This is a genomic window from Photobacterium toruni (assembly GCF_024529955.1).
Taxonomy (GTDB): Bacteria; Pseudomonadota; Gammaproteobacteria; order Enterobacterales; family Vibrionaceae; genus Photobacterium; species Photobacterium toruni.
The window spans coordinates 777,428-797,409 of sequence record NZ_AP024855.1 but is presented as its reverse complement, the minus strand read 5'-3'; the positions used below and the strand labels follow the sequence as shown (position 1 = coordinate 797,409).

Annotated in this window: 20 protein-coding genes; 8 read left to right on the top strand and 12 right to left on the bottom strand. The window is 35.3% G+C overall.

All coding sequences use genetic code 11. The features are described from left to right. Nucleotides 1-23 precede the first annotated feature (23 nt). The 6 genes from atpA to OC457_RS17640 are packed head-to-tail and all read right to left on the bottom strand — an operon-like array spanning nucleotide 24 to nucleotide 4,120. Nucleotides 24-1,565, bottom strand: a complete 1,542-nt coding sequence (gene atpA / locus OC457_RS17665) for a F0F1 ATP synthase subunit alpha (protein WP_080175532.1) — start codon at nucleotides 1,563-1,565, stop codon at nucleotides 24-26. Between the two features lie 12 nt (nucleotides 1,566-1,577). Continuing rightward, complete coding sequence (locus OC457_RS17660) at nucleotides 1,578-2,126, bottom strand: F0F1 ATP synthase subunit delta (protein WP_080175531.1); 549 nt, start codon at nucleotides 2,124-2,126, stop codon at nucleotides 1,578-1,580. 14 nt (nucleotides 2,127-2,140) lie between these two features. Further along, nucleotides 2,141-2,611 (bottom strand): F0F1 ATP synthase subunit B, encoded by a 471-nt coding sequence (atpF, locus tag OC457_RS17655; protein ID WP_080175530.1) that lies wholly within the window; start codon nucleotides 2,609-2,611, stop codon nucleotides 2,141-2,143. Nucleotides 2,612-2,663: 52 nt separating this feature from the next. After that, nucleotides 2,664-2,900, bottom strand: coding sequence for a F0F1 ATP synthase subunit C (gene atpE, locus OC457_RS17650; protein WP_036791577.1), 237 nt, complete (start codon nucleotides 2,898-2,900; stop codon nucleotides 2,664-2,666). 52 nt (nucleotides 2,901-2,952) lie between these two features. Next, entirely contained in the window at nucleotides 2,953-3,720 is a 768-nt protein-coding gene (gene atpB / locus OC457_RS17645) for a F0F1 ATP synthase subunit A (protein WP_080175529.1), read from the bottom strand. Between the two features lies 1 nt (nucleotide 3,721). Continuing rightward, nucleotides 3,722-4,120 (bottom strand): hypothetical protein, encoded by a 399-nt coding sequence (locus OC457_RS17640; RefSeq protein WP_080175528.1) that lies wholly within the window; start codon nucleotides 4,118-4,120, stop codon nucleotides 3,722-3,724. A gap of 585 nt (nucleotides 4,121-4,705) precedes the next feature. Here OC457_RS17640 and OC457_RS17635 point away from each other — a divergent pair. Then, on the top strand, nucleotides 4,706-5,527 hold the full coding sequence (locus OC457_RS17635) for a hypothetical protein (protein ID WP_080175527.1): 822 nt from the start codon (nucleotides 4,706-4,708) through the stop codon (nucleotides 5,525-5,527). A 359-nt stretch (nucleotides 5,528-5,886) separates the two neighbouring features. Beyond that, nucleotides 5,887-6,099 carry a VF530 family protein gene (locus OC457_RS17630; RefSeq protein WP_065167185.1) on the top strand — a complete coding sequence of 71 codons (213 nt, stop codon included), beginning with the start codon at nucleotides 5,887-5,889 and terminating at the stop codon, nucleotides 6,097-6,099. A 140-nt stretch (nucleotides 6,100-6,239) separates the two neighbouring features. Here OC457_RS17630 and OC457_RS17625 read toward each other — a convergent pair whose 3' ends face one another. Beyond that, nucleotides 6,240-6,605 (bottom strand): SpoIIAA family protein, encoded by a 366-nt coding sequence (locus OC457_RS17625; protein ID WP_080175526.1) that lies wholly within the window; start codon nucleotides 6,603-6,605, stop codon nucleotides 6,240-6,242. 1,042 nt (nucleotides 6,606-7,647) lie between these two features. On the opposite strand from OC457_RS17625, the gene uhpT reads away from it, so the two are divergent. Further along, on the top strand, nucleotides 7,648-9,036 hold the full coding sequence (gene uhpT, locus OC457_RS17620; RefSeq protein WP_080175525.1) for a hexose-6-phosphate:phosphate antiporter: 1,389 nt from the start codon (nucleotides 7,648-7,650) through the stop codon (nucleotides 9,034-9,036). Nucleotides 9,037-9,282: 246 nt separating this feature from the next. Here the strand turns inward: uhpT and OC457_RS17615 are convergent, their stop codons facing one another. Further along, nucleotides 9,283-9,486: a hypothetical protein gene (locus tag OC457_RS17615; protein WP_080175524.1), complete on the bottom strand. Its 204-nt coding sequence runs from the start codon at nucleotides 9,484-9,486 to the stop codon at nucleotides 9,283-9,285. A gap of 588 nt (nucleotides 9,487-10,074) precedes the next feature. On the opposite strand from OC457_RS17615, the gene feoB reads away from it, so the two are divergent. Together feoB and OC457_RS17605 are read left to right on the top strand one after the other, a co-directional pair. Further along, nucleotides 10,075-12,405 (top strand): Fe(2+) transporter permease subunit FeoB, encoded by a 2,331-nt coding sequence (gene feoB, locus OC457_RS17610; protein WP_080175523.1) that lies wholly within the window; start codon nucleotides 10,075-10,077, stop codon nucleotides 12,403-12,405. Continuing rightward, on the top strand, nucleotides 12,405-12,659 hold the full coding sequence (locus OC457_RS17605) for a FeoC-like transcriptional regulator (protein WP_159447862.1): 255 nt from the start codon (nucleotides 12,405-12,407) through the stop codon (nucleotides 12,657-12,659). The genes feoB and OC457_RS17605 overlap by 1 nt, the downstream gene beginning before the upstream one ends. A 190-nt stretch (nucleotides 12,660-12,849) precedes the next feature. Here the strand turns inward: OC457_RS17605 and OC457_RS17600 are convergent, their stop codons facing one another. Then, the gene (locus OC457_RS17600) at nucleotides 12,850-14,049 is read right to left on the bottom strand and encodes an acetate/propionate family kinase (protein WP_080175521.1); all 1,200 of its coding nucleotides are present in this window, start codon (nucleotides 14,047-14,049) and stop codon (nucleotides 12,850-12,852) included. Between the two features lie 489 nt (nucleotides 14,050-14,538). After that, on the bottom strand, nucleotides 14,539-15,216 hold the full coding sequence (locus tag OC457_RS17595) for a CatB-related O-acetyltransferase (protein ID WP_080175520.1): 678 nt from the start codon (nucleotides 15,214-15,216) through the stop codon (nucleotides 14,539-14,541). Between the two features lie 76 nt (nucleotides 15,217-15,292). On the opposite strand from OC457_RS17595, the gene OC457_RS17590 reads away from it, so the two are divergent. Beyond that, entirely contained in the window at nucleotides 15,293-15,760 is a 468-nt protein-coding gene (locus tag OC457_RS17590) for a hypothetical protein (protein ID WP_080175519.1), read from the top strand. A gap of 47 nt (nucleotides 15,761-15,807) precedes the next feature. Here OC457_RS17590 and OC457_RS17585 read toward each other — a convergent pair whose 3' ends face one another. Beyond that, on the bottom strand, nucleotides 15,808-16,236 hold the full coding sequence (locus OC457_RS17585) for a hypothetical protein (RefSeq protein WP_080175518.1): 429 nt from the start codon (nucleotides 16,234-16,236) through the stop codon (nucleotides 15,808-15,810). Between the two features lie 431 nt (nucleotides 16,237-16,667). On the opposite strand from OC457_RS17585, the gene OC457_RS17580 reads away from it, so the two are divergent. Beyond that, on the top strand, nucleotides 16,668-17,612 hold the full coding sequence (locus OC457_RS17580; protein ID WP_262054059.1) for an IS1595-like element ISPma1 family transposase: 945 nt from the start codon (nucleotides 16,668-16,670) through the stop codon (nucleotides 17,610-17,612). An 808-nt stretch (nucleotides 17,613-18,420) separates the two neighbouring features. Continuing rightward, nucleotides 18,421-19,134 carry a PAS domain-containing protein gene (locus tag OC457_RS17575; protein WP_080176353.1) on the top strand — a complete coding sequence of 238 codons (714 nt, stop codon included), beginning with the start codon at nucleotides 18,421-18,423 and terminating at the stop codon, nucleotides 19,132-19,134. Between the two features lie 46 nt (nucleotides 19,135-19,180). On the opposite strand, the gene pdxH is transcribed toward OC457_RS17575, so the two are convergent. Further along, nucleotides 19,181-19,819: a pyridoxamine 5'-phosphate oxidase gene (gene pdxH / locus OC457_RS17570; RefSeq protein WP_080176354.1), complete on the bottom strand. Its 639-nt coding sequence runs from the start codon at nucleotides 19,817-19,819 to the stop codon at nucleotides 19,181-19,183. Nucleotides 19,820-19,982: the final 163 nt, after the last annotated feature.

Genomic DNA, 19,982 nt, shown 5'->3' with positions numbered 1-19,982 from the left:
AGACGGAAAATATTCGCGTTACATTAGTACGACTGCGTATCAACGAATGTTTTTAGAAGCTGATGCAAACTTGCTTCGATATCATCGTTGTAATTACCTGATTCATTAATTGAAGCAAGCAATTCTGCATGTTGACTCTTAGCAAATGCCATTAATGCTTCTTCAAATGCACCAATTTGAGATAACTCAACACTGTTCAAATAGCCTTTCTCTGCCGCAAAGATAGCGAGTGCTTGCTCCGCCACTGACATTGGTGAGTATTGCTTTTGCTTCATAAGCTCTGTTACTTTCTCACCATGATCAAGTTGCTTACGCGTCGCATCATCAAGGTCAGAAGAGAACTGCGCAAAGGCTGCAAGTTCACGGTACTGCGCGAGTGCGGTACGAATACCACCGGATAATTTCTTGATAATCTTAGTCTGTGCAGCACCACCAACACGTGATACTGAAATACCGGGATCTACCGCTGGACGTAAGCCTGCGTTAAACAAGTTAGTCTGTAAGAAAATCTGACCATCGGTAATTGAAATTACGTTGGTTGGTACGAATGCTGATACGTCACCCGCTTGAGTTTCGATGATCGGTAACGCAGTTAATGAGCCCGTTTTACCTGTTACTTCACCATTAGTAAAACGCTCAACATAATGTGAGTTTACACGTGAAGCACGCTCTAGTAGACGAGAGTGAAGATAGAAAACATCACCAGGATAAGCTTCACGACCGGGTGGACGTTTAAGCAATAGTGAAATTTGACGGTAAGCAACCGCTTGTTTTGATAAGTCATCATAAACGATTAGCGCATCTTCTCCGCGGTCACGGAAATATTCGCCCATAGTACAACCCGCATAAGGAGCTAAATACTGTAGCGCTGCAGCTTCTGATGCAGAGGCAACCACGATGATTGTATTTTGTAGAGCACCATTTTCATCTAACTTACGTACCACGTTAGCAATGGTTGATGCTTTTTGACCAATAGCAACATAAACAGAATAAATACCAGAGTCTTTCTGATTAATAATGGCATCAATCGCCATTGCTGTTTTACCCGTTTGGCGGTCACCAATGATAAGCTCACGTTGACCACGGCCGATTGGTACCATCGCATCAACCGCTTTATAGCCAGTTTGAATAGGTTGATCCACTGATTTACGGTCAATAACACCCGGAGCAATGATTTCTACCGGAGCGAAACCATCATTCTCAATCGCACCTTTACCATCGATAGGTTGACCGAGGGTATTTACAACACGGCCTAATAAACCTTTACCTACGGGTACTTCTAGAATACGACCCGTTCCCGTTACTTTCATGCCTTCAGCAAGGTCAGCATAAGGACCCATTACTACTGCACCTACAGAATGACGCTCTAGGTTAAGTGCTAACGCATAACGGTTACCAGGCAGTTCAATCATCTCACCTTGCATAACATCAGCAAGACCATTGATATTAATAATACCGTCACTTACAGAGACGATAGTCCCTTCATTACGTGCTTGACTGGTCACGTTGAAGGTTGCGATTCGTTGTCTAATTAAATCGCTAATTTCGTTCGAGTTTAGTTGCATATATATTACCTATTACGCCTGAAGGCTCGTTGCTAGTCGGTTGATAGAGCTTTTAAGCGTACCGTCAATCACCAGTTCTCCTGCATTGATCAGTATGCCGCCTATTAGCGATTCATCGATGTGGCAATCAAGCTCAACACTGCGATTTAATTTTTTCTGCAGCGCCTGCACTAAATTGGCTTGTTGTTGAATGCTTAATGGCTCTGTCGTAGTGACATGCGCAGTAACCATGCGCTCATAATCATCTTTAAGCTCATGAAACAATTCAGCAACTTGAACGATCACATTTAGACGTCCATTTTCAGCCATTACTTTGATCAGATTCTGGCCATGTTCGTCCAATAAACCTTCACAAACGCCCAAGAACATGTCAGTAAACGCTGCTGAATCGTTAGCACCAAACTGTTCGCTGTCTTCAATCTGCTGAGCAATGATTGGTTGACTAGCAACCGTTGCGGCGATGGTCAACATTTGCTCCCATTGTTCCAATGCCTGATTAGCAACTGCATAATCAAATGCAGCTTTGGCATAGGGCTGAGCAATGGTTAGTGGATCTGACATAATGTGCTCTCCGCTTACATATCCGTGATAAGTTTATTAACGAGATCGCGGTTAGCATCAGTATCCAAATTGCGATTAATCAGTTTCTCTGCAGTTTCAATGACCATATCGGACATTTCAGCACGTAGCTCCTGACGAATGCGATTACGTTCGCTTTCTAACTCTGCTTGACCTTGCGCTATAAGACGGGCTTTTTCTTTCACGCCTTCTGCTTGGGCATCTTCGATAATTTGAGCGCGACGCTTATTACCTTGCTCAACTAACTCACTCGCACTTTTCTTTGCATCTTCAAGAACTTTGGCACCATTCGCTTTGGCGATGTCGAGTTCTTTTGCTGCGTTTTCAGTATGAATAAGTCCATCAGCAATATCACGCTGACGTTGTTCAATTAACGCAGTAAGCGGCGGCCATACATATTTCATACATAACCAAACAAAAATCACAAAGGAGATCGCTTGGCCTAGCATGGTTGCATTTAAATTCATACCATCCTCACTATTTAAATAACGTTATGAAAAATAACGGTAGTTCTGGCTATTAAGCCACAGCAAAGATGATGTAAAGACCAATACCAACACCAATCATAGGAACCGCATCCACAAGACCCATCATGATAAAGAACTGCGTACGTAACATCGGCATAAGATCTGGCTGACGTGCCACACCTTCAAGATATTTACCCGCTAAGTTACCAATACCTGCTGCCGCACCTGCAGCACCTAGACCAATCAGTAGTGCACCAGCAACATAAAGAACTGCACTTACAATATCCATGAATGACTCCAAAAATTATTAAATAGTTAAAACATAAATCGAATTTAGTTTATTAATGCTCTTCTGTTGCCATCGCTAGGTACACAACAGTTAGTACCATAAAGATGAAGGCTTGAAGGAACACAATAAGAATGTGGAATAATGCCCATGGAACGCTAAGAGCCCATTGCATCCACCACGGCATCAACGCTATTAGGATGAAAATCATTTCACCTGCGTACATGTTGCCGAACAACCGAAGACCGAGAGAAATTGGTTTTGAAATTAATGTCACTAACTCCAAAACTAAGTTCACCGGATAAAGCCATGGACTTTCAAAAGGTTGCGTCGTGAGTTCTTTAATAAAACCACTTAATCCTTTCGCTTTTAAGGTATAAATTATGATTAACATAAATACACCAAGCGCCATCGACATCGGTACATTGACATCCGCTGAAGGTAATTCACGGAAATGCTCAAAACCAAGTAGACGAGCAAATGCGGGAATAAAATCAACCGGTAATAAATCAATGGTGTTCATTAAGAAAACCCACACAAAAATAGTTAACGCCAATGGGCCAATTAACTTATCTTTAGTTTGAAAAATTTCCGTAACGAGGTTGTTTACAAATTCATAAGTGATCTCAATGAAACATTGCAACTTACCCGGAACACCACTAGTTCCTCGAGAAGCAACATATCTAAAGACACCGATAAACAGTAAACCTAACAACCAAACCATGAACATGGAGTCAATGTTAATGCTCCAAAAACCCTTACCCACAGTGAAGAATGTTAGATGATGCTCAATATAATCGTGAGCGGTAGTTACTGATTCCACCTTACGTCATCCTAAATTGAGGTTTGTTAAGTATCGGAGTTAAAAAGCACCCTAAAAACGTAACGCTATAGGCCAGTAACATAACTTTGTTATCGACCGGTATAAAACGAGCCACAGCTAATATCATTAACGCGGTATAAACCCATTTAACCAACAAGTTAAGCTTGGCTAAATATCTAATATTAACGTCTTTATTTATCTTCAATTTATATGCCGCACTACCAAGTCCGAGCAATGAAGGAATAACAGCAATCGCTACACCTATAATCGCAGATTTCACACCAAACGTATTATTTGTAATACAAATGAAAATTATAAATAAAAATCCAAGTATTAATTGTCCGAGTAATATGATTTTTGCTGCAGAAAAAATATCGTTACACCCTGAGTCTGCTTTCATATTTAAATCCTCTACACCGTCTGTATCTTAACTATTACGGCTCCTTATCATACTTGTGTTTATTACAGAAAATATAAAACCATTAATTAAAGCTTATCAATACAATGTCACGCCAAAGCAACATGAATATTAAATCACTTCCAATTTATCGTTCATCTTAATAACAACCTTAAACGCCAATCTTATTAATTCTATTAACATAGAACCGTAATAATTAACACGACTTATTAATAGTGTTATTTTTCAATGCGTTTAAGCCTTCTATCCGCGGTATAAAATTTACGTCATCAGTTTTACGATAGCTATTAAAATAAATGCAAACAATGATTTCTATTTTTGGTGCTTGATATTGCAACCTAACTTTACATTATAATGTACATATTAAGCATAAGTAATCATTAACAGTTTGTAACTTATTTTCACAATAATTCGTTGTTCGCCTTTTTATTAACCTTCTAAAAAAAAACGTTATTTTCTCTGCTATTGAGGAAAATTCCTTTTAATATACGTTATTCAGCAATTCAGTTAAAACAGCACCGTTAACAAAAAAAACCATAATCAGCTCATTTTAGAAACAAAAACATAATGAAAAAAAAGAAAGATATCTTTATTACAAAAGCGGAAATTTGTCACCACCAACGATATAGCTATGCTTTTTTTGATTACATAAACGCCAAAACTAAAAGTACGATCACTTGTCCTATACATGGAAATTTCAATCAACGACCAGATGTTCACCTTGCAGGGCATGGCTGCCCAGCATGTTCAGGTAAACTAAAAAAGAATATTGATGATTTTATAACTCAAGCAACAACCATTCATCACAACAAGTATTCTTATGGGGGATTTATATATAAAGGGGCATTACAGAAAGGGGTTATATGCTGTCAAATTCATGGTAATTTTGAACAATCTCCTAATGCACATCTAGCAGGAAAAGGCTGCCCTCAATGCGCTAAAAACAGTCAGTATTCACAAACAACCTACATTAAAAAAGCAAATGCTATTCATCATCATAATTATCAATACTCCAATACAAACTATACCAACGCACTTCAAAAAATAGACATCATTTGTCTTATTCATGGGCCTTTCACTCAGCGAGCTGATGCGCATTTACGCGGTGATGGCTGCCCTAAATGTGCAAAAAAAAACCAGAAAAAGACGGTAAAACAATTTATTGTTGATGCAAAAAAAATTCATGGCAAGCGTTATAACTATTCATTATTTGAATACCATAACATGCGTACAAAAGGCATTATTATTTGCAGTATTCATGGCCCTTTTTTTCAATTACCTATCAACCACCTTGCTGGTAGTGGATGCCAAAAATGTGCTCTACAACGAAGGAAAAAGATCAAGAATATAAATAAACAACCACCCATCAAATTATTACAACCTTATTAGAGCACTTAAGATAATCGTTTGTTTTATAATTAAAGACAAAATCCAAAATATTATTTTTATTATATAATAAGCATAATATTAAAAGGTGGATAACAAGAACCGTGTACTTTAAAATGTAAGCGTTTACTATTTTTAAATTTACCATTAATAATGCAATTGAATAAGACTTAATCTTAATGAGAAAATTTCAATAAACTTAAATATCGTCTTAATCAACTTGATCTATATTGATATGGCTATTCTTCCGTTCGATCAGTACTTATAACACTAAAAACGACACTGGGTGATCTGGTCATTGTCAGTTACACTAACGACGAATAACTCAATATTTTAAATTAGTCACTCAGACGGCATATACCATGACACAAAAAAATAACCCACTACACGGCATTACTTTAGAAAAAGTATTGATAGAACTTGTCGAGCACTATGGATGGAATGAACTCGGAGCACGGATTAACATTCGTTGCTTTAACGATGATCCAAGCATCAAATCAAGCCTTAAGTTCTTACGTAAAACTGAGTGGGCACGCACTAAAGTTGAAAACCTGTATCTCGATATGGTTCGTTAACGATCAGAACTAAAAAACTGCTACATTCTTAACTCATTGAGCTAAAAATGTAGCGGCTTCTTATATTATGAGACTTAAACTCGATGTTTATCAGCATAAAGGTTACAACAACTGTTAGGCGGAACAGTGATTAAAATGACTTATTGTAACTGTAAAAACGTGATCGCTTGTGGTTTTTCGGCAAAGGTAAAATATTGAATATCTATATCCCGAAAAAGCGCATCTTCAATTTTAACCACTTTTTCTATCCAGCCAGCATCAGCAACCACCGCAACTTGAGTAATATGCTTTAAACCTGCATGAATCAAGTATTTTAACTCTTCAATAATTGCGGCTAATTCAATACCAGAAAAGCTTTCAATTTCTTCATAGATCACGATCCCACCATGATCAACAGTCTTAGCTTCAGCATCCATTAATACACGCTTCATATCATCTTCTGTCACTTTACCTGACAACGTAAAAGCTACCGCATTTTTAATACCAATATCGATCATAGTTAACATGTAACATTCCTTATTTAATCGTGCATCAATATGTTTAATTACTATGCTCCTTTATCTATACAGCTTCAGCTACTAAACGTTGTTTTTTACTCAATATCACATTGCAGCAATAATAATCAAACTGTCTTAATATTCATTAGAATAGTTACCCACTTTTTTTGTGGATAACATCAAATTATTTAAAATAATCAAATAGATATTGTTTTCAATAGTAAATATTCAAAAATAAAAAAGCCGCACTATGTCAGTGCGGCTGGGATGTTGCACTCAATGTACTTACATGGCACATCAAGTTTGTTACGCTTCGTCACTCATTACGTTGAGCTTGGCGTGTCCGATAACTATGTATGGACCATATTTTGACGAAGAAGCAAGATTTTTACGGTATTGCTATCCAAATTGTTAACAACTAAGAGTGTTACCTTAGAAGCTTTTACGTATTTCACTTACTGTTACGCGTTGCAACTTGATTGTTATTAATAACGGGTTGAATAGGTCTACTAACAACAACCGGGACCTGAATCCCTGAGTTAGATGAAAACAGCTTGTTTCCTCCGTAAGCTCGATAATATATCTCAGTTCAGGTTAATTAAACTATGGTAGACAAATCGAAAATAGGCAAATTTAAAAGTATAATATTTATCAAAAGATAGACTCAATCACTCTCTTTACCTATAAATAAATTTAAAAATCAAAACGTTAATAAAAGCAGAATAAAATACACTTCAAAAAAAATCAGTAACAATATAATAACGACACGTATTACCAATAACGCTATACATAATTAATTTTTATAATTTTATTGCTTTCTATAAAAACACACTCATAATGTTAGAGTATTACCATTTCAAACACCTCAAAAATGAAATCAAAGATTTCCCATCAAATGTTCAAAAACGTGACCTAACAATAAGATTTAAAATTCCACAAAAAAACTAGGAAAAATTCTTAATCCATTTATCAAAAGTATCGGTATCGTCTCGCCATAGTGATTTGTCTTAATTAAAACAAATCTTATTTAAGCCCTAATGAGATTCAGCCGATGGAATTATCAATACTTAAACGAGTCCGTAAGCCTACGCTTGACCTATCGCCAAAAGAACGTCGTAAACTATGGTTTTCTCCTTTTTTAAAATCCTATTTAGTAGTTTTCGTTAGTTACATGGCCATGTATTTGGTCCGTAAAAACTTTAATATTGCTCAGAATGATATGATTTCTGACTATGGTATGAGTTTAACTCAGTTAGGTACCATTGGTCTTGGATTTTCAATTACTTATGGTGTTGGTAAAACCATTCTAAATTACTGGTCTGGTGGTAAGAATGCTAAAAATATTCTTCCTTTAGGTCTACTATTATCAGGTTTTTGTATTCTTGGTATGGGCTTAGTCATGGGACCAAGTTCTAGCCAATTTATTATGATGACCATCCTTTATGCAGCATCAGGCTTTTTCCAGTCAGGCGGCGGTTCTAACTCTGTCGTAACCATTACCAACTGGACGCCCCGTAATCGTCGTGGTCTAGGTGTTGGCTTTTGGAATATTTCACACAATGCAGGTGGTGCTTTAGCTGCTGCTGTGGCTATGTTTGGTGCGGATTATTTCTTTGGTGGTGATGTAAAAGGGATGTTCATTTTCCCAGCCGTAATCGCTATTATTATTGCAATTATCGGTTTCTTTATGGGCAACGATAGCCCAGAAGCTTATGGTCTTGGTACAGTAGAAGAGATTTTTGAAGAGCCAATTTCAGAAGAAGATAATGCAGTTAAAGAAAACAAATTAACTAAGATGCAAATCTTTAAGAAATATGTTCTCTTTAATAAAGTAATCTGGCTACTTTGTTTTGCTAACGTGTTTCTTTACATCGTACGTAGTGGTATTGACCAATGGTCAACAGTTTACGCGCACCAAATTTTAGGTTTCTCTAAAGATGTAGCAAACTCAGGCTTCACCATGTTTGAAGTCGGTGCATTAGTTGGTACGTGTTTATGGGGGCTATTATCCGATTTATTTAATGGCCGTCGTGGTGCTGTATCATGTTTTGCTCTAATTTGTATTGTATTTACCTTAGGGTATTATCAGCATGCAGATTCGATCTTTGCTTACAAAGCATCACTATTTGCATTAGGTTTCTTAGTCTTTGCACCTCAACTTCTTATTGGTGTTGCTGCAATTGGTTTTGTACCAAAACAAGGCCTAGCTGCCGCAGATGGTGTAAAAGGAACATTTGCTTACCTAATTGGTGATTCATTTGCAAAAATTGGTCTTGGCTATATTGCCGAAGGTAATCCTTTCTTTGGCCTTGATGGCTGGACCGGTACTTTTGCTGCAATTAAAGCAGCGGCAATAGCTTGTTGCGTATTAATGGCCATTGTTGCTTTATTTGAAGAAATTAAAATCCGTAAATTAGCACAACAACCAGTAGCACATTAATATATTTAATTAATAAAAAAACGCCTATAATATATAAATTATAGGCGATTTTTTATCTTATTAATTAACATTAAAAATTAATATAAAAAAGATACTTTTAGTTAAAGTATATACAAAATTAAAATTACCACCAAAACTAGAATGGACTAGATTCAGAATAAATATCGATGACAATTAGGTTATGAAAAAAATTATTTATAAACGAATAATAAATATCAACCTCTAGCATTTATATTATTACAATTATCAATGATTAGATGATTCAATACTCATCTGAAGTACATCTTCACCAGCAACAGCAAAATGTAATTCAATCCCCCCTTTTGATGTTATATTTTTTATTAACTTAATATCATGCTGGCTATATTGTTTTAAAATAAGCTCATGAAGTTCTGAAATGAGTTTCTCTTTATCCACAACTGTTGCTTTTTTCTTGCTTTCAAACCACATAAAAACAATTCACATACTGATTATAAACACAGTAATAATAAACCAAAACTATCGTTATCAAAAACACACAATCGTCACTAAGCATTAACAAGATCACAAATGTAATGATTTAAAATAACATTTGAGTCATTTATGGTTATTTATCTTGAAATGGGCTTTTTCGCACTCATAGTACTTATCTTAAATAAACCTTATCATAATGAGATTATGAATAAGCATAAAATTATTGCCTTTCATTTATAATCCAGTTAAACCCCAACAGCCAAATATTTACACTATAAGTATTAATTACACTTACTTGTTATTAGACGTTATATTTTTCTCGTGCTAACAATTAAATGCCATTAAAGTAAAATTACGATTAATAAATATAATTTTTCATTATTATTTAATTTTGATAATTACTAACAAATACTTAACCTCTAATAATAAATAATATTTGACGATAGCTATCAACCTCTATATAAGTGTAATTGATTTCTATTTACATTTATAACTTATTATAAAATTAATAACGTTAATATACTTTTAATCTCAGATTTATTAGTGATTTCGTTCTATTATCATATTCTGTTCGGAGAAATAATAATGGCAAATAGTATTGCCTTATTGGGAAACCCAAACTGCGGAAAAACGACCCTGTTTAATATTTTAACGGGTTCAAGACAACGTACCGGCAATTGGGCGGGCGTAACTGTTGATAAAAAAGAAGGCATTTATCACTATCAAAATCAAACCATTACGGTGGTAGATTTACCAGGAATTTATTCTATGAGTTCCTTTGATGAACAAGGATCTCTTGATGAACAGATTGGATGTGAATATATTTTAAGTGGTGAAGCAGATCTTGTAGTTAATATTGTTGATGCCGCTAATATTGAGCGAAACCTTTATCTAACATTACAATTACTTGAGATGAATGTGCCCTGTCTGGTTGTGCTTAATATGCTAGATATTGCTCGTCAAAAAAATATTGTTATTGATAGTGAAAAATTATCGGCTCAACTTGGTTGCCCTGTAGTCAGTTTAATCGCCAATAAAAATAAAGGTATCGAACCATTAAAAGCAGCGATAGACAAACAACTACTGACTCCTCAATTATCTCAATTTAAAACATACTTTCCTGCGCCACTACAGCAAACTATCACACAATTAGCTGCTGATTTTCCTGATAAATTAATTGCAGACGACAATAAACAATGGTTGGCATTAAGATTACTAGAATCAGATATTTCAGCACAACGCCATGTCATCAATACAGATATTCCAAATCGCGTAACACACTATCAACATTCACTTTATCAGGCATACCATGAAAATGCTGATTTACTAATTGCAGACTCTCGCTATCAAGCTGTCGCGACTCTCGTCAATCAATGTACTTCCCATGAACAAGCAACTCAGCACAAATTAACCCAATGGATTGATTCGATAGTTCTTAATCGTTATTTGGGGATCCCCATCTTTTTGTTCGTCATGTACTTAATGTTTTGGTTTGCAATTAATATTGGCGGTGGGCTTCAACCTATTTTTGATCAAGGTTCAGCCGCCATCTTCATTCATGGCACTGCATGGCTATGCCAATATCTCGGTTTACCCGTTTGGTTAACCGCCATTTTATCACAGGGACTGGGGGGCGGTATTAATACGGTAATGCCTTTTATTCCTCAAATAGGATTAATGTTCTTATATCTTTCGGTATTAGAAGACAGCGGCTATATGGCGCGAGCGGCCTTTGTTATCGACCGTTTGATGCAATCAATAGGCTTACCGGGTAAATCATTTGTACCACTCATTGTTGGATTTGGTTGTAATATTCCATCAATCATGGCTTCACGTACGCTTGAAACACCAAGGGATCGTATTCTAACCTCAATGATGGCGCCTTTTATGTCTTGTGGTGCTCGACTGGCCATTTTTGGCGTTTTTTCTGCTGCGTTTTTTCAAGGAATGGGTAGTTTGATTGTTTTTTCTCTCTACTTATTGGGCATTTTAGTTGCCGTACTCACTGGCTTTATATTAAAGAAAACGTTATTAACGGGCGAACCATCGCCTTTTATCATGGAATTACCGACATACCATGTACCAAGCGTTAAAACGACATTAATCCATAGCTGGAGCCGTCTACGTGGCTTTTTAGTCAAAGCCTGTCGATTGATTATTCCTATTTGTATGATAGTGATGGCACTCAATAGCGTTACATTCTCAGGACGCGTTATTGAACCTGGCCAACAACAACAATCTGCATTATCTGATATTGGTCGTTGGATCACACCAGTACTATCACCACTTGGTGTCAACCAACAAAATTGGCCAGCAAGTGTTGGTTTATTAACGGGATTCTTAGCTAAAGAAGTCGTTGTTGGTACGCTTAACACCCTCTATAGTGCTGAATTAGCCAATAAACAACTCATCGATGGCTCCCACAGTTTCAATTTAGCTGCGGAATTGAAAACGGCATGGCAAGATACTATTGATGGTGTCATAAATAGTTTTTCGTTTACCACCTTAAAAAATCCGATCAAAGCCAGTGAAGCTGATGGCACAATGAATACGACAGCGATGGGACAAATGCAGCATCAATTTGGATCGATGGCCGGTGCATATGCTTATTTAATCTTTGTTTTATTATACGTACCGTGCGTATCGACAATTGGGGTTATCGCTAAAGAAATTGGACGCAATTGGGCTTGGTTTTCTACTTTCTGGGGAATTGCGGTGGCTTATGCATTAGCTATCAGTTTCTATCAAAGCGCTACATTTATGGCGCATCCAACCACCTCTATCGGTTGGGTGATTTTTGCGATATTACTTGTCACTAGTTTCATTATTGGGATTCGTTCTTTAAGTCATAAAGTTAACTGGCAAATGTCAATGCCAACCACGGTTCCACAACATAAAAGTGGAGGATGTCACTAATGATCACCTTAATTGCCGTAAAAAATGCAGTGCGAACAGCAAAGATTATTTCACTGTCTCAACTCAGCCAGCAATTTGATAATGAACCACAATGGCTGTTGGTTTTACTTGATGATTTAATAAAAAGAGGAAAAATAGCGCGGTGTGAAGTAATAAACACATGCAATCAAGAATGCCAAGGATGTCAAACAGCAACCTCAAATATAAATTATCGCTGGTGTGGCGATCAGATACTGAGCGTCAATATTAAATAGTAGTAATGATGCCGCTCTAAAAAACAACACTAAAACAACCTTAATCTGTTGATATCAGTTATAAATATTAATAGCTTAAAAAGCAAAACGGCTTTGAACATATGTCCAAAGCCGTTTTCCTGTTCACTATATTCTGCGTTCCACTTCAGAATATCATCTTAGCGTTCCGGCCTAAGATGGTCACAACTACTTATGCTTCCGCATTGAGTAGTGCTAGTGATTGCTGCGCAATCACAAATTCTTCATTGGTTGGAATAACCATTGCTAACGGCGTATTTGGCTGGCTAATAATGCCTTCAGCACCAAATCGCGCAGCTTCATTACCAGCGACATCTTCACGGTAACCAAAAATTTTCAATAAACGCATAATTTCACGACGTACAGGTAAAGAATTCTCACCAATACCACCAGTAAAGATAATGCCGTCTAGTTCATCTAGTGCAACCATGTACGAAGCAATATATTTTGCAGCACGGTAGCAGAAAACGTCAAACGCAAGTTTAGCGTCATGATTACCCGCTTCCATCGCTTCAATAATACCGCGACAATCACTGGTTAAACCTGAAACACCTAAGAAACCAGAGTTACTAACAAGTTCTTCATGTAGGCGTTCAGGCGTCCAACCTTTTTTCAATAAATATTCTAAAATACTTGGATCAATATCACCGCAACGCGTACCCATCATTAGGCCAGCAAGCGGGGTGAAACCCATTGAAGTATCAATACTCTCACCATTTTTAACAACACATACAGATGCGCCATTACCAAGGTGAACTGAAATAAAGCTTGATGCTTCAACAGGTTTATTAATGCGTTTTGCCGCTTCACGAGTAACATAATAATGGCTCGTACCGTGAGCGCCGTAGCGACGAATATTATATTGCTGACAAACTTCTTTAGAAATTGCATATGTATATGCTTTTTCTGGCATTGTTTGATGGAAAGCCGTATCAAACACAGCAAACTGTGATAATGAAGGAAAAGCTTTTGCCGCTGCGCGCATACCCAAAACATGAGCTGGATTATGTAGCGGAGCTAAATCACTCAACGCTTCAATATCTGCCATTACTTGCTCATCAACATGAACAGTAGAATTAAACTTAGTTCCACCATGTACAACTCGGTGACCAATTGTCACGATGTCATCTTTCATACCAAGTTCATCAACTAAAGCAACAATACGATCAATTGCTTGTTGATGATGACCGTCAAGGCCATTGAGTTTGAATTCTTGCTTTTCACCGTTAACTTTCCAGCTAACAATTGCTTCAGGAAGATTAAAACACTCACCAAGACCACTTAACGTAGCTTCACCGGTTACTGTATCAATCAATGCAAATTTAAGTGAAGAACTACCAGAATTGATTACAAGAACTAAAGAATTGCTCATGGTTATCTCATCAGAATATTTAAGGGCGAATTTCGGATTTATTAACAACATCCAGTTTTTTTATTTACTCAGCTCAATGCGTAATTTTCATTTTACTCAGTAACTCTATTCTACCCCATACTACTCAATTTTTTTTTAATGTCTCAACTTTTGTTTCAAAAACCGCTTAAAAATTTGAATTTTACTGGTTTAGATCAATTTAAAGACTAAAAATCGATTTAATTCGCATAAATCTGCACCATTTAATCAAATTAAGTTGAATTTAATGTGTAAATTTTTTCATAACTTAAGCCGTCATTAATCATGAAACATGAAATTTCAATCAAAAAGCACAAGAAAACGCCACTATAGCGCCATTATTCAAATTGAGTGATGGTATAGACTTAATAAAAATAATATTACCAGTTATGCATTCTTACAGCGAATACAAAATAGTAAGAAAACATTACCGATCACAAACAATTCACTTTTTTTAAAATAAATAACAATTTATTCATCTACAGACAGATCATCCATTGCTATATAATAATCATATAGACGTTCAATATCGGCACTACACATAATTTTTATTGCGGCTTTTAACTGTGATTGCGACCAATTCCACCATTGCATTTCAAGTAATCGCGTAATTTGTGATGCTGTAAATCGTTTTTTAATACATCGCCCGGGGTTACCCACAACAATTGAATAAGGTTCAACATTTTTAGTGACCACTGCACGAGTTCCAATAACCGCACCATCACCAATAGTAACACCGGGCATAATCACGCATTCAGCACCTAGCCAAACATCATTACCAATAATTGTATTACCCGCTCTTTCAAAGCCGTTTTTTACACCATCACCAAACTCAGCAAAATCAAACGGAAAAGATGAAATCCAATCATGTCGATGACCTTGGTTCCCCGCCATCATGATCACAACCCCACTGGCAATTGAACAGAAACGACCAATAATAAGTTTATCAACGTCACCAAAAATACCTGATTGCCACACTTCATTACTTGATTTATCACCTAACAAATAATGGACACATTGATCTTCAAAATGATGTTGATGATAATAACCTGAATAATAACTATAATCGCCCACCTCTATATTAGGATTAGTGATATGTTGTTTAATTTCATAACCGCCAATCCAAGATGGAAATATATTCAACGTCATAACTCACTCCTTGATACTCAACATTTACTGCAAAACAGCATATTATAACTACAATACTAATTATGATGGATCAACAATGACACTTAACCATTTATACAATGCCTACCTAGGTGAGCTTTATGGTATCAGTTTTTTTACCACGTTTATTGAACAGTATAGTGACCCTAGCCATAACAACAAATGGCAAGCTTTATTAGATATAGAGATACTAACAGCTAAAAAACTGCAACAAGCATTGACACCATTAGGTCTAACGAACCCAGGTAATGATCAAAAGATGGCACAAATGGCACAACAAGGTGTAGATGATGCAAATAAATGGCTTCACCTGCCATGGGATACACTTATTGATACAATGGTTATTTGGGTTGCCCCCTACCAGCAACGCTATCAGCAACAGGCGGAGAATGCTCAGCAACACCAAGATTTATTTACACTAGTTGCAGATCATGAGAATGCTATTTATGCTTTTTTAGTGGCAGAACAAGCTAAATCATTCGACAGCCTTCAAATATTACAACGCTTTATTGATAGTCATACCTAAGTAACTAAATAGTATTTTGCTAGTAAGATAACGATTTGATTATAGTGCTATTTAATTGTTACTTGATAACTGACTTGAGCGGTAATACCAGCTTCAAGTTTACCTAATAATTGCCAAGTAATCTCACCTTGATATCCCGAACGATTAAAACCATTAGGAGTCAATATTTGGCAATTTAGGGCTGACGGTAAATAGCCATCATTACAATTGATGGTTGTTACTAATGTTGTAAAGCGAGGCACAGAAGCAAAAATATTGATATTTGAAATCGCATAGCTAGAACTATTGGTAATGTAAATATTGTATTCAATAATGTCACCCGGTTTAGCATCAACCAAGGTAGATGATTCACTATGTTGCGAAATATTGGTCACAGTTTTAGTTAAAGCAACATGCTGAAAGCTTGATGAAAAAACACTATAACTAGTTAAATTTAATACGGAAAAAATTAAAAAACCACCTATAGACTTCAACATAACTCCACCTTTGTAGAGATAATTTTATTACTTCTGATTTTATTGTCTCATTAATTATCCATTGTCTTATTTTTAAGAATAAAGTAATAAAAGCAGTAACGGAAAGATGATCAAGATATGATTTTTTACGGAGAATGTAATTTCAACTAAAGCCAATTGGCCAATAATGAAATAAATTAAGCATATAGCCACTCTAAATTGAGCATATCTTCAATAGCGATAAAACAAAAACAACTAATAAACAATAAGTTAAAAATAAAGCTATTAAAATTTGCGCAACACCTTGATCATCGTTCCAATAACAATAGCCCCTTTCCTGATAGGCTCCTATCGCAATAAAACATACATCCCATAACCTGATTACCACTATTTAACAGCCACTGTTAAATTATCTCCTATACTTTAAGATATTGAAGTATAGGAGTGACGTTATGCCTAAGAATTCAATCCAATTTCAGAAAGGCTTTTCTATACCCGAATTTATGCAAATGTATGGGACAGAAATTCAATGTAGAGAGCGTTTATTTAATATTCGATGGAAAAATGGTTACGTTTGCCCTACCTGTGCTTCTAAAAGTTATTGTGAACTTAAATCGCGGTCATTATATCAATGTAATAAGTGTCACCATCAGACATCATTGACGGCAGGTACTTTATTTTCCCATTCAAAATTACCGTTAACTACTTGGTTTTTAGCTATTTATCTCATCACACAAGATAAAAACAGTATTTCAGCATTAGAGCTAAAGCGTAAATTAGGGGTTTCTTATAACGCAGCATGGCGAATAAAACATAAGCTCATGCAAGTGATGAAAGAGCATGATGATAATCGAAAGTTAGGCAATATCGTGCAATTGGATGATGCATATATTGGAGGTAAACAAAAAGGAAAGCGAGGACGTGGTGCCAAAGGTAAAACACCTTTTGTATCAGCGATCTCTTTGAATGAAGAAGGTCATCCTATTTATATGCGGCTAAGTGTTGTTTCTTGTTTTAAAAAACAAGAAATTATAGATTGGGCTAAAAAGCATTTACAAGAAAAAACGTTAGTCATATCAGATGGTTTACCCTGTTTTAATGGTCTGTTAGCAGCAGATATTATTCATGGTTCATTACCAAAAAATGGTAAAGAACTTCACCAATATGAAGCTGCATTTTATTGGGTCGATACCATGATTGGTAACGTTAAAAATTCGATAAAAGGGACATATCACGCAATTAGAGAAAAGCATATTCCTCGTTATCTTGGTGAATTCTGTTTTCGATTTAATTATCGGTTTCGAGTTGAAGATATATTCAATACGCTAATTAAATGTGGTGCAAAATCACCACCGATGCCAGAGAAATTATTAACGCTGGCTGAGTCTCGGTGGTAATCAGGTCCCATAATGTATAATTATTCATTTTTATTTATAATTAATTTTAATAAATTGCTAGAAAAATCTTATAAATAAAATAAAATCATCTATTTTTACATAGTTATTCTAATTTATGCATGCTAACTATTATTAGTATATTTTTTATTAAAATAAAAATATCATATTTATACTTGGCACTAAAAAATATTTTTTACTATTACACCATATAATAAACAATATGATTTATATAAAAACAGTTAATTTATAAACAATATAAAAAATAAAAATAATGATATGAAAATTTTATATCACTATTTTCATATTTTATAATTTTACTCTTATACCGGTTTAAAGAATAAATTCGATAATGATAACGATAATAAATTAGGTTTTCATAAAAAGATCATCTAGTATTATAAATATCTAAAAAAGCAAAAATAGCGCTCACTTATCAATACTAAACCAAAATGTCAACGGGTGATTTCCCCCCTATTTTGTTGTCTTCAGCTTAGATATAGTTACACTATTAATATTTAACCAATTGGTAAATATTAATATTTATCCGAAAGGATAAAATCAATAAGAGTTGTAATCTGATTTTCAAATAACAATACTTATTGATTATCTCTTCTACACGTCGTACAGGATCAAACTCTTAAGAGTTAATATCTTGTTTTTGCCGATCTCTATGATCGGCTTTTTTTTATTAAATAAATTTTCGCAGATGAAATAAGCATTTTATGCTATATATACATTTACCTAATGTAATAAACTCATTACAATTAACGAAAATTATAATTAATAATAGACATAAAGCTTATAATAAATGGACACACATAGTATTCACCCCTCATTAGATATTTTGAATCAATTACCTGGTTGTTGGGGTTGTAAAGATATCAATTCAGCTTTTGTTTATGTTAATGAGGAATACTCTAAAATAATAGGTTTTAATAACCCACTTGATTGTATTGGTTTCACTGATTTTGATATTCCGCATTTAAGTGAAAAATATGCATATATATTTCAACAACAAGATTTACAAGTAATGACAACTGAAAAACGGTTACGCATACTTGATATTCACCCATATGCGGATGGAGCTTGGCGAGCACACTTATTTACAAAAACAGCATGGAGAGATAATAACAGCAAGATCATTGGAACCATCTTTTCTGGTATCGAATTAAAAGATACATCTTTACTTGAGATAGGCCATTGGCTCTGTCGTACTGATACAATCAAGCAACAACAAGAAAAAAGTAATCATTTCAATAATTCCCCGCTAAATATTTTGCTAAATACACGCGAATCAGAAGTATTATTTCTACTTCTATATGGGAAAAAACCACAATATATATCTAAAACATTGCAATTAGCGGTTAAAACTGTTGAAAACTATGTCGTTCGATTACGCGACAAATTCAATGCTAATTCAAAAGGTGAATTAATTGAGTTAGCACTTGATGCTGGTTTTGGTTCTCATATTCCAGAAAGTATGCTGAAAACTCAACAATCGATTATCTTACGTGAATATTAATAATAATAATTAGCGGAGTACCACATTACTCTGCTAATTTATTAAGTTATGGCGCTAAACGTTCGATATCCCAGTCATTATTTTTACGGCGCAAATAAATAAAACGATCATGTAACCGATGTTCACCACCTTGCCAAAACTCAATCGACTCAAACTTCACTCTATACCCTCCCCAAAAACTAGGAAGTGGTACTTCACCTGCAGAAAATTTTTGTTTTAATTCTAAAAATTTCCCTTCTAAAGCCTGACGAGCAGAAAGACGTGAGCTCTGTTTACTTGCCCAAGCAGCAATTTGACTTTCTTTAGGCCTACTTGAAAAATACTTCATAACATCAAGTGTTGATAATTGTTCGACATATCCCGTCACATGAACTTGGCGCTCAAGCATATGCCATGGAAAATGTAAGCTTATTTTATTATTTATATGTAAGTGTTCAGCCTTACGGCTACTTAAATTAGTATAAAAAACGAACCCCTTATTATCGAGATCTTTTAATAGCACAATTCTCTGAAAAGGTTGACCATCAGCATTAACCGTTGCAATTGTCATCGCTGTGGGATCGGGCAAGTTGGCATCAACAGCCTGTTGTAACCATTGATTAAATAAAACAAGAGGTTCTGATGGTAAATTATCACGACGTAAACCGCCTTTGGTATATTCTCGACGAATATCAGTTAAATCCATTTTCTATCTCCTTGTTCAAAAAACACTTAATAATAAATACCTACATCATCATGAAAAGTAAAATAATAGTCTTTGAAAAATGAAAACTGCCATTTGTTGCAAAAAGAAATGGATACATTTAGCGAAAAAGAACTTTTGTTGATAAACAATCAACTGTATATCG

Coding starts and splice junctions, on each gene's coding strand:
- atpA (WP_080175532.1), bottom strand. CDS start 1,565: ATGCAACTAAACTCGAACGAAATTAGCGATTTAATTAGACAACGAATC.
- OC457_RS17660 (WP_080175531.1), bottom strand. CDS start 2,126: ATGTCAGATCCACTAACCATTGCTCAGCCCTATGCCAAAGCTGCATTT.
- atpF (WP_080175530.1), bottom strand. CDS start 2,611: ATGAATTTAAATGCAACCATGCTAGGCCAAGCGATCTCCTTTGTGATT.
- atpE (WP_036791577.1), bottom strand. CDS start 2,900: ATGGATATTGTAAGTGCAGTTCTTTATGTTGCTGGTGCACTACTGATT.
- OC457_RS17640 (WP_080175528.1), bottom strand. CDS start 4,120: ATGAAAGCAGACTCAGGGTGTAACGATATTTTTTCTGCAGCAAAAATC.
- OC457_RS17635 (WP_080175527.1), top strand. CDS start 4,706: ATGAAAAAAAAGAAAGATATCTTTATTACAAAAGCGGAAATTTGTCAC.
- OC457_RS17630 (WP_065167185.1), top strand. CDS start 5,887: ATGACACAAAAAAATAACCCACTACACGGCATTACTTTAGAAAAAGTA.
- OC457_RS17625 (WP_080175526.1), bottom strand. CDS start 6,605: ATGTTAACTATGATCGATATTGGTATTAAAAATGCGGTAGCTTTTACG.
- uhpT (WP_080175525.1), top strand. CDS start 7,648: ATGGAATTATCAATACTTAAACGAGTCCGTAAGCCTACGCTTGACCTA.
- OC457_RS17615 (WP_080175524.1), bottom strand. CDS start 9,486: ATGTGGTTTGAAAGCAAGAAAAAAGCAACAGTTGTGGATAAAGAGAAA.
- feoB (WP_080175523.1), top strand. CDS start 10,075: ATGGCAAATAGTATTGCCTTATTGGGAAACCCAAACTGCGGAAAAACG.
- OC457_RS17605 (WP_159447862.1), top strand. CDS start 12,405: ATGATCACCTTAATTGCCGTAAAAAATGCAGTGCGAACAGCAAAGATT.
- OC457_RS17600 (WP_080175521.1), bottom strand. CDS start 14,049: ATGAGCAATTCTTTAGTTCTTGTAATCAATTCTGGTAGTTCTTCACTT.
- OC457_RS17595 (WP_080175520.1), bottom strand. CDS start 15,216: ATGACGTTGAATATATTTCCATCTTGGATTGGCGGTTATGAAATTAAA.
- OC457_RS17590 (WP_080175519.1), top strand. CDS start 15,293: ATGACACTTAACCATTTATACAATGCCTACCTAGGTGAGCTTTATGGT.
- OC457_RS17585 (WP_080175518.1), bottom strand. CDS start 16,236: ATGTTGAAGTCTATAGGTGGTTTTTTAATTTTTTCCGTATTAAATTTA.
- OC457_RS17580 (WP_262054059.1), top strand. CDS start 16,668: ATGCCTAAGAATTCAATCCAATTTCAGAAAGGCTTTTCTATACCCGAA.
- OC457_RS17575 (WP_080176353.1), top strand. CDS start 18,421: ATGGACACACATAGTATTCACCCCTCATTAGATATTTTGAATCAATTA.
- pdxH (WP_080176354.1), bottom strand. CDS start 19,819: ATGGATTTAACTGATATTCGTCGAGAATATACCAAAGGCGGTTTACGT.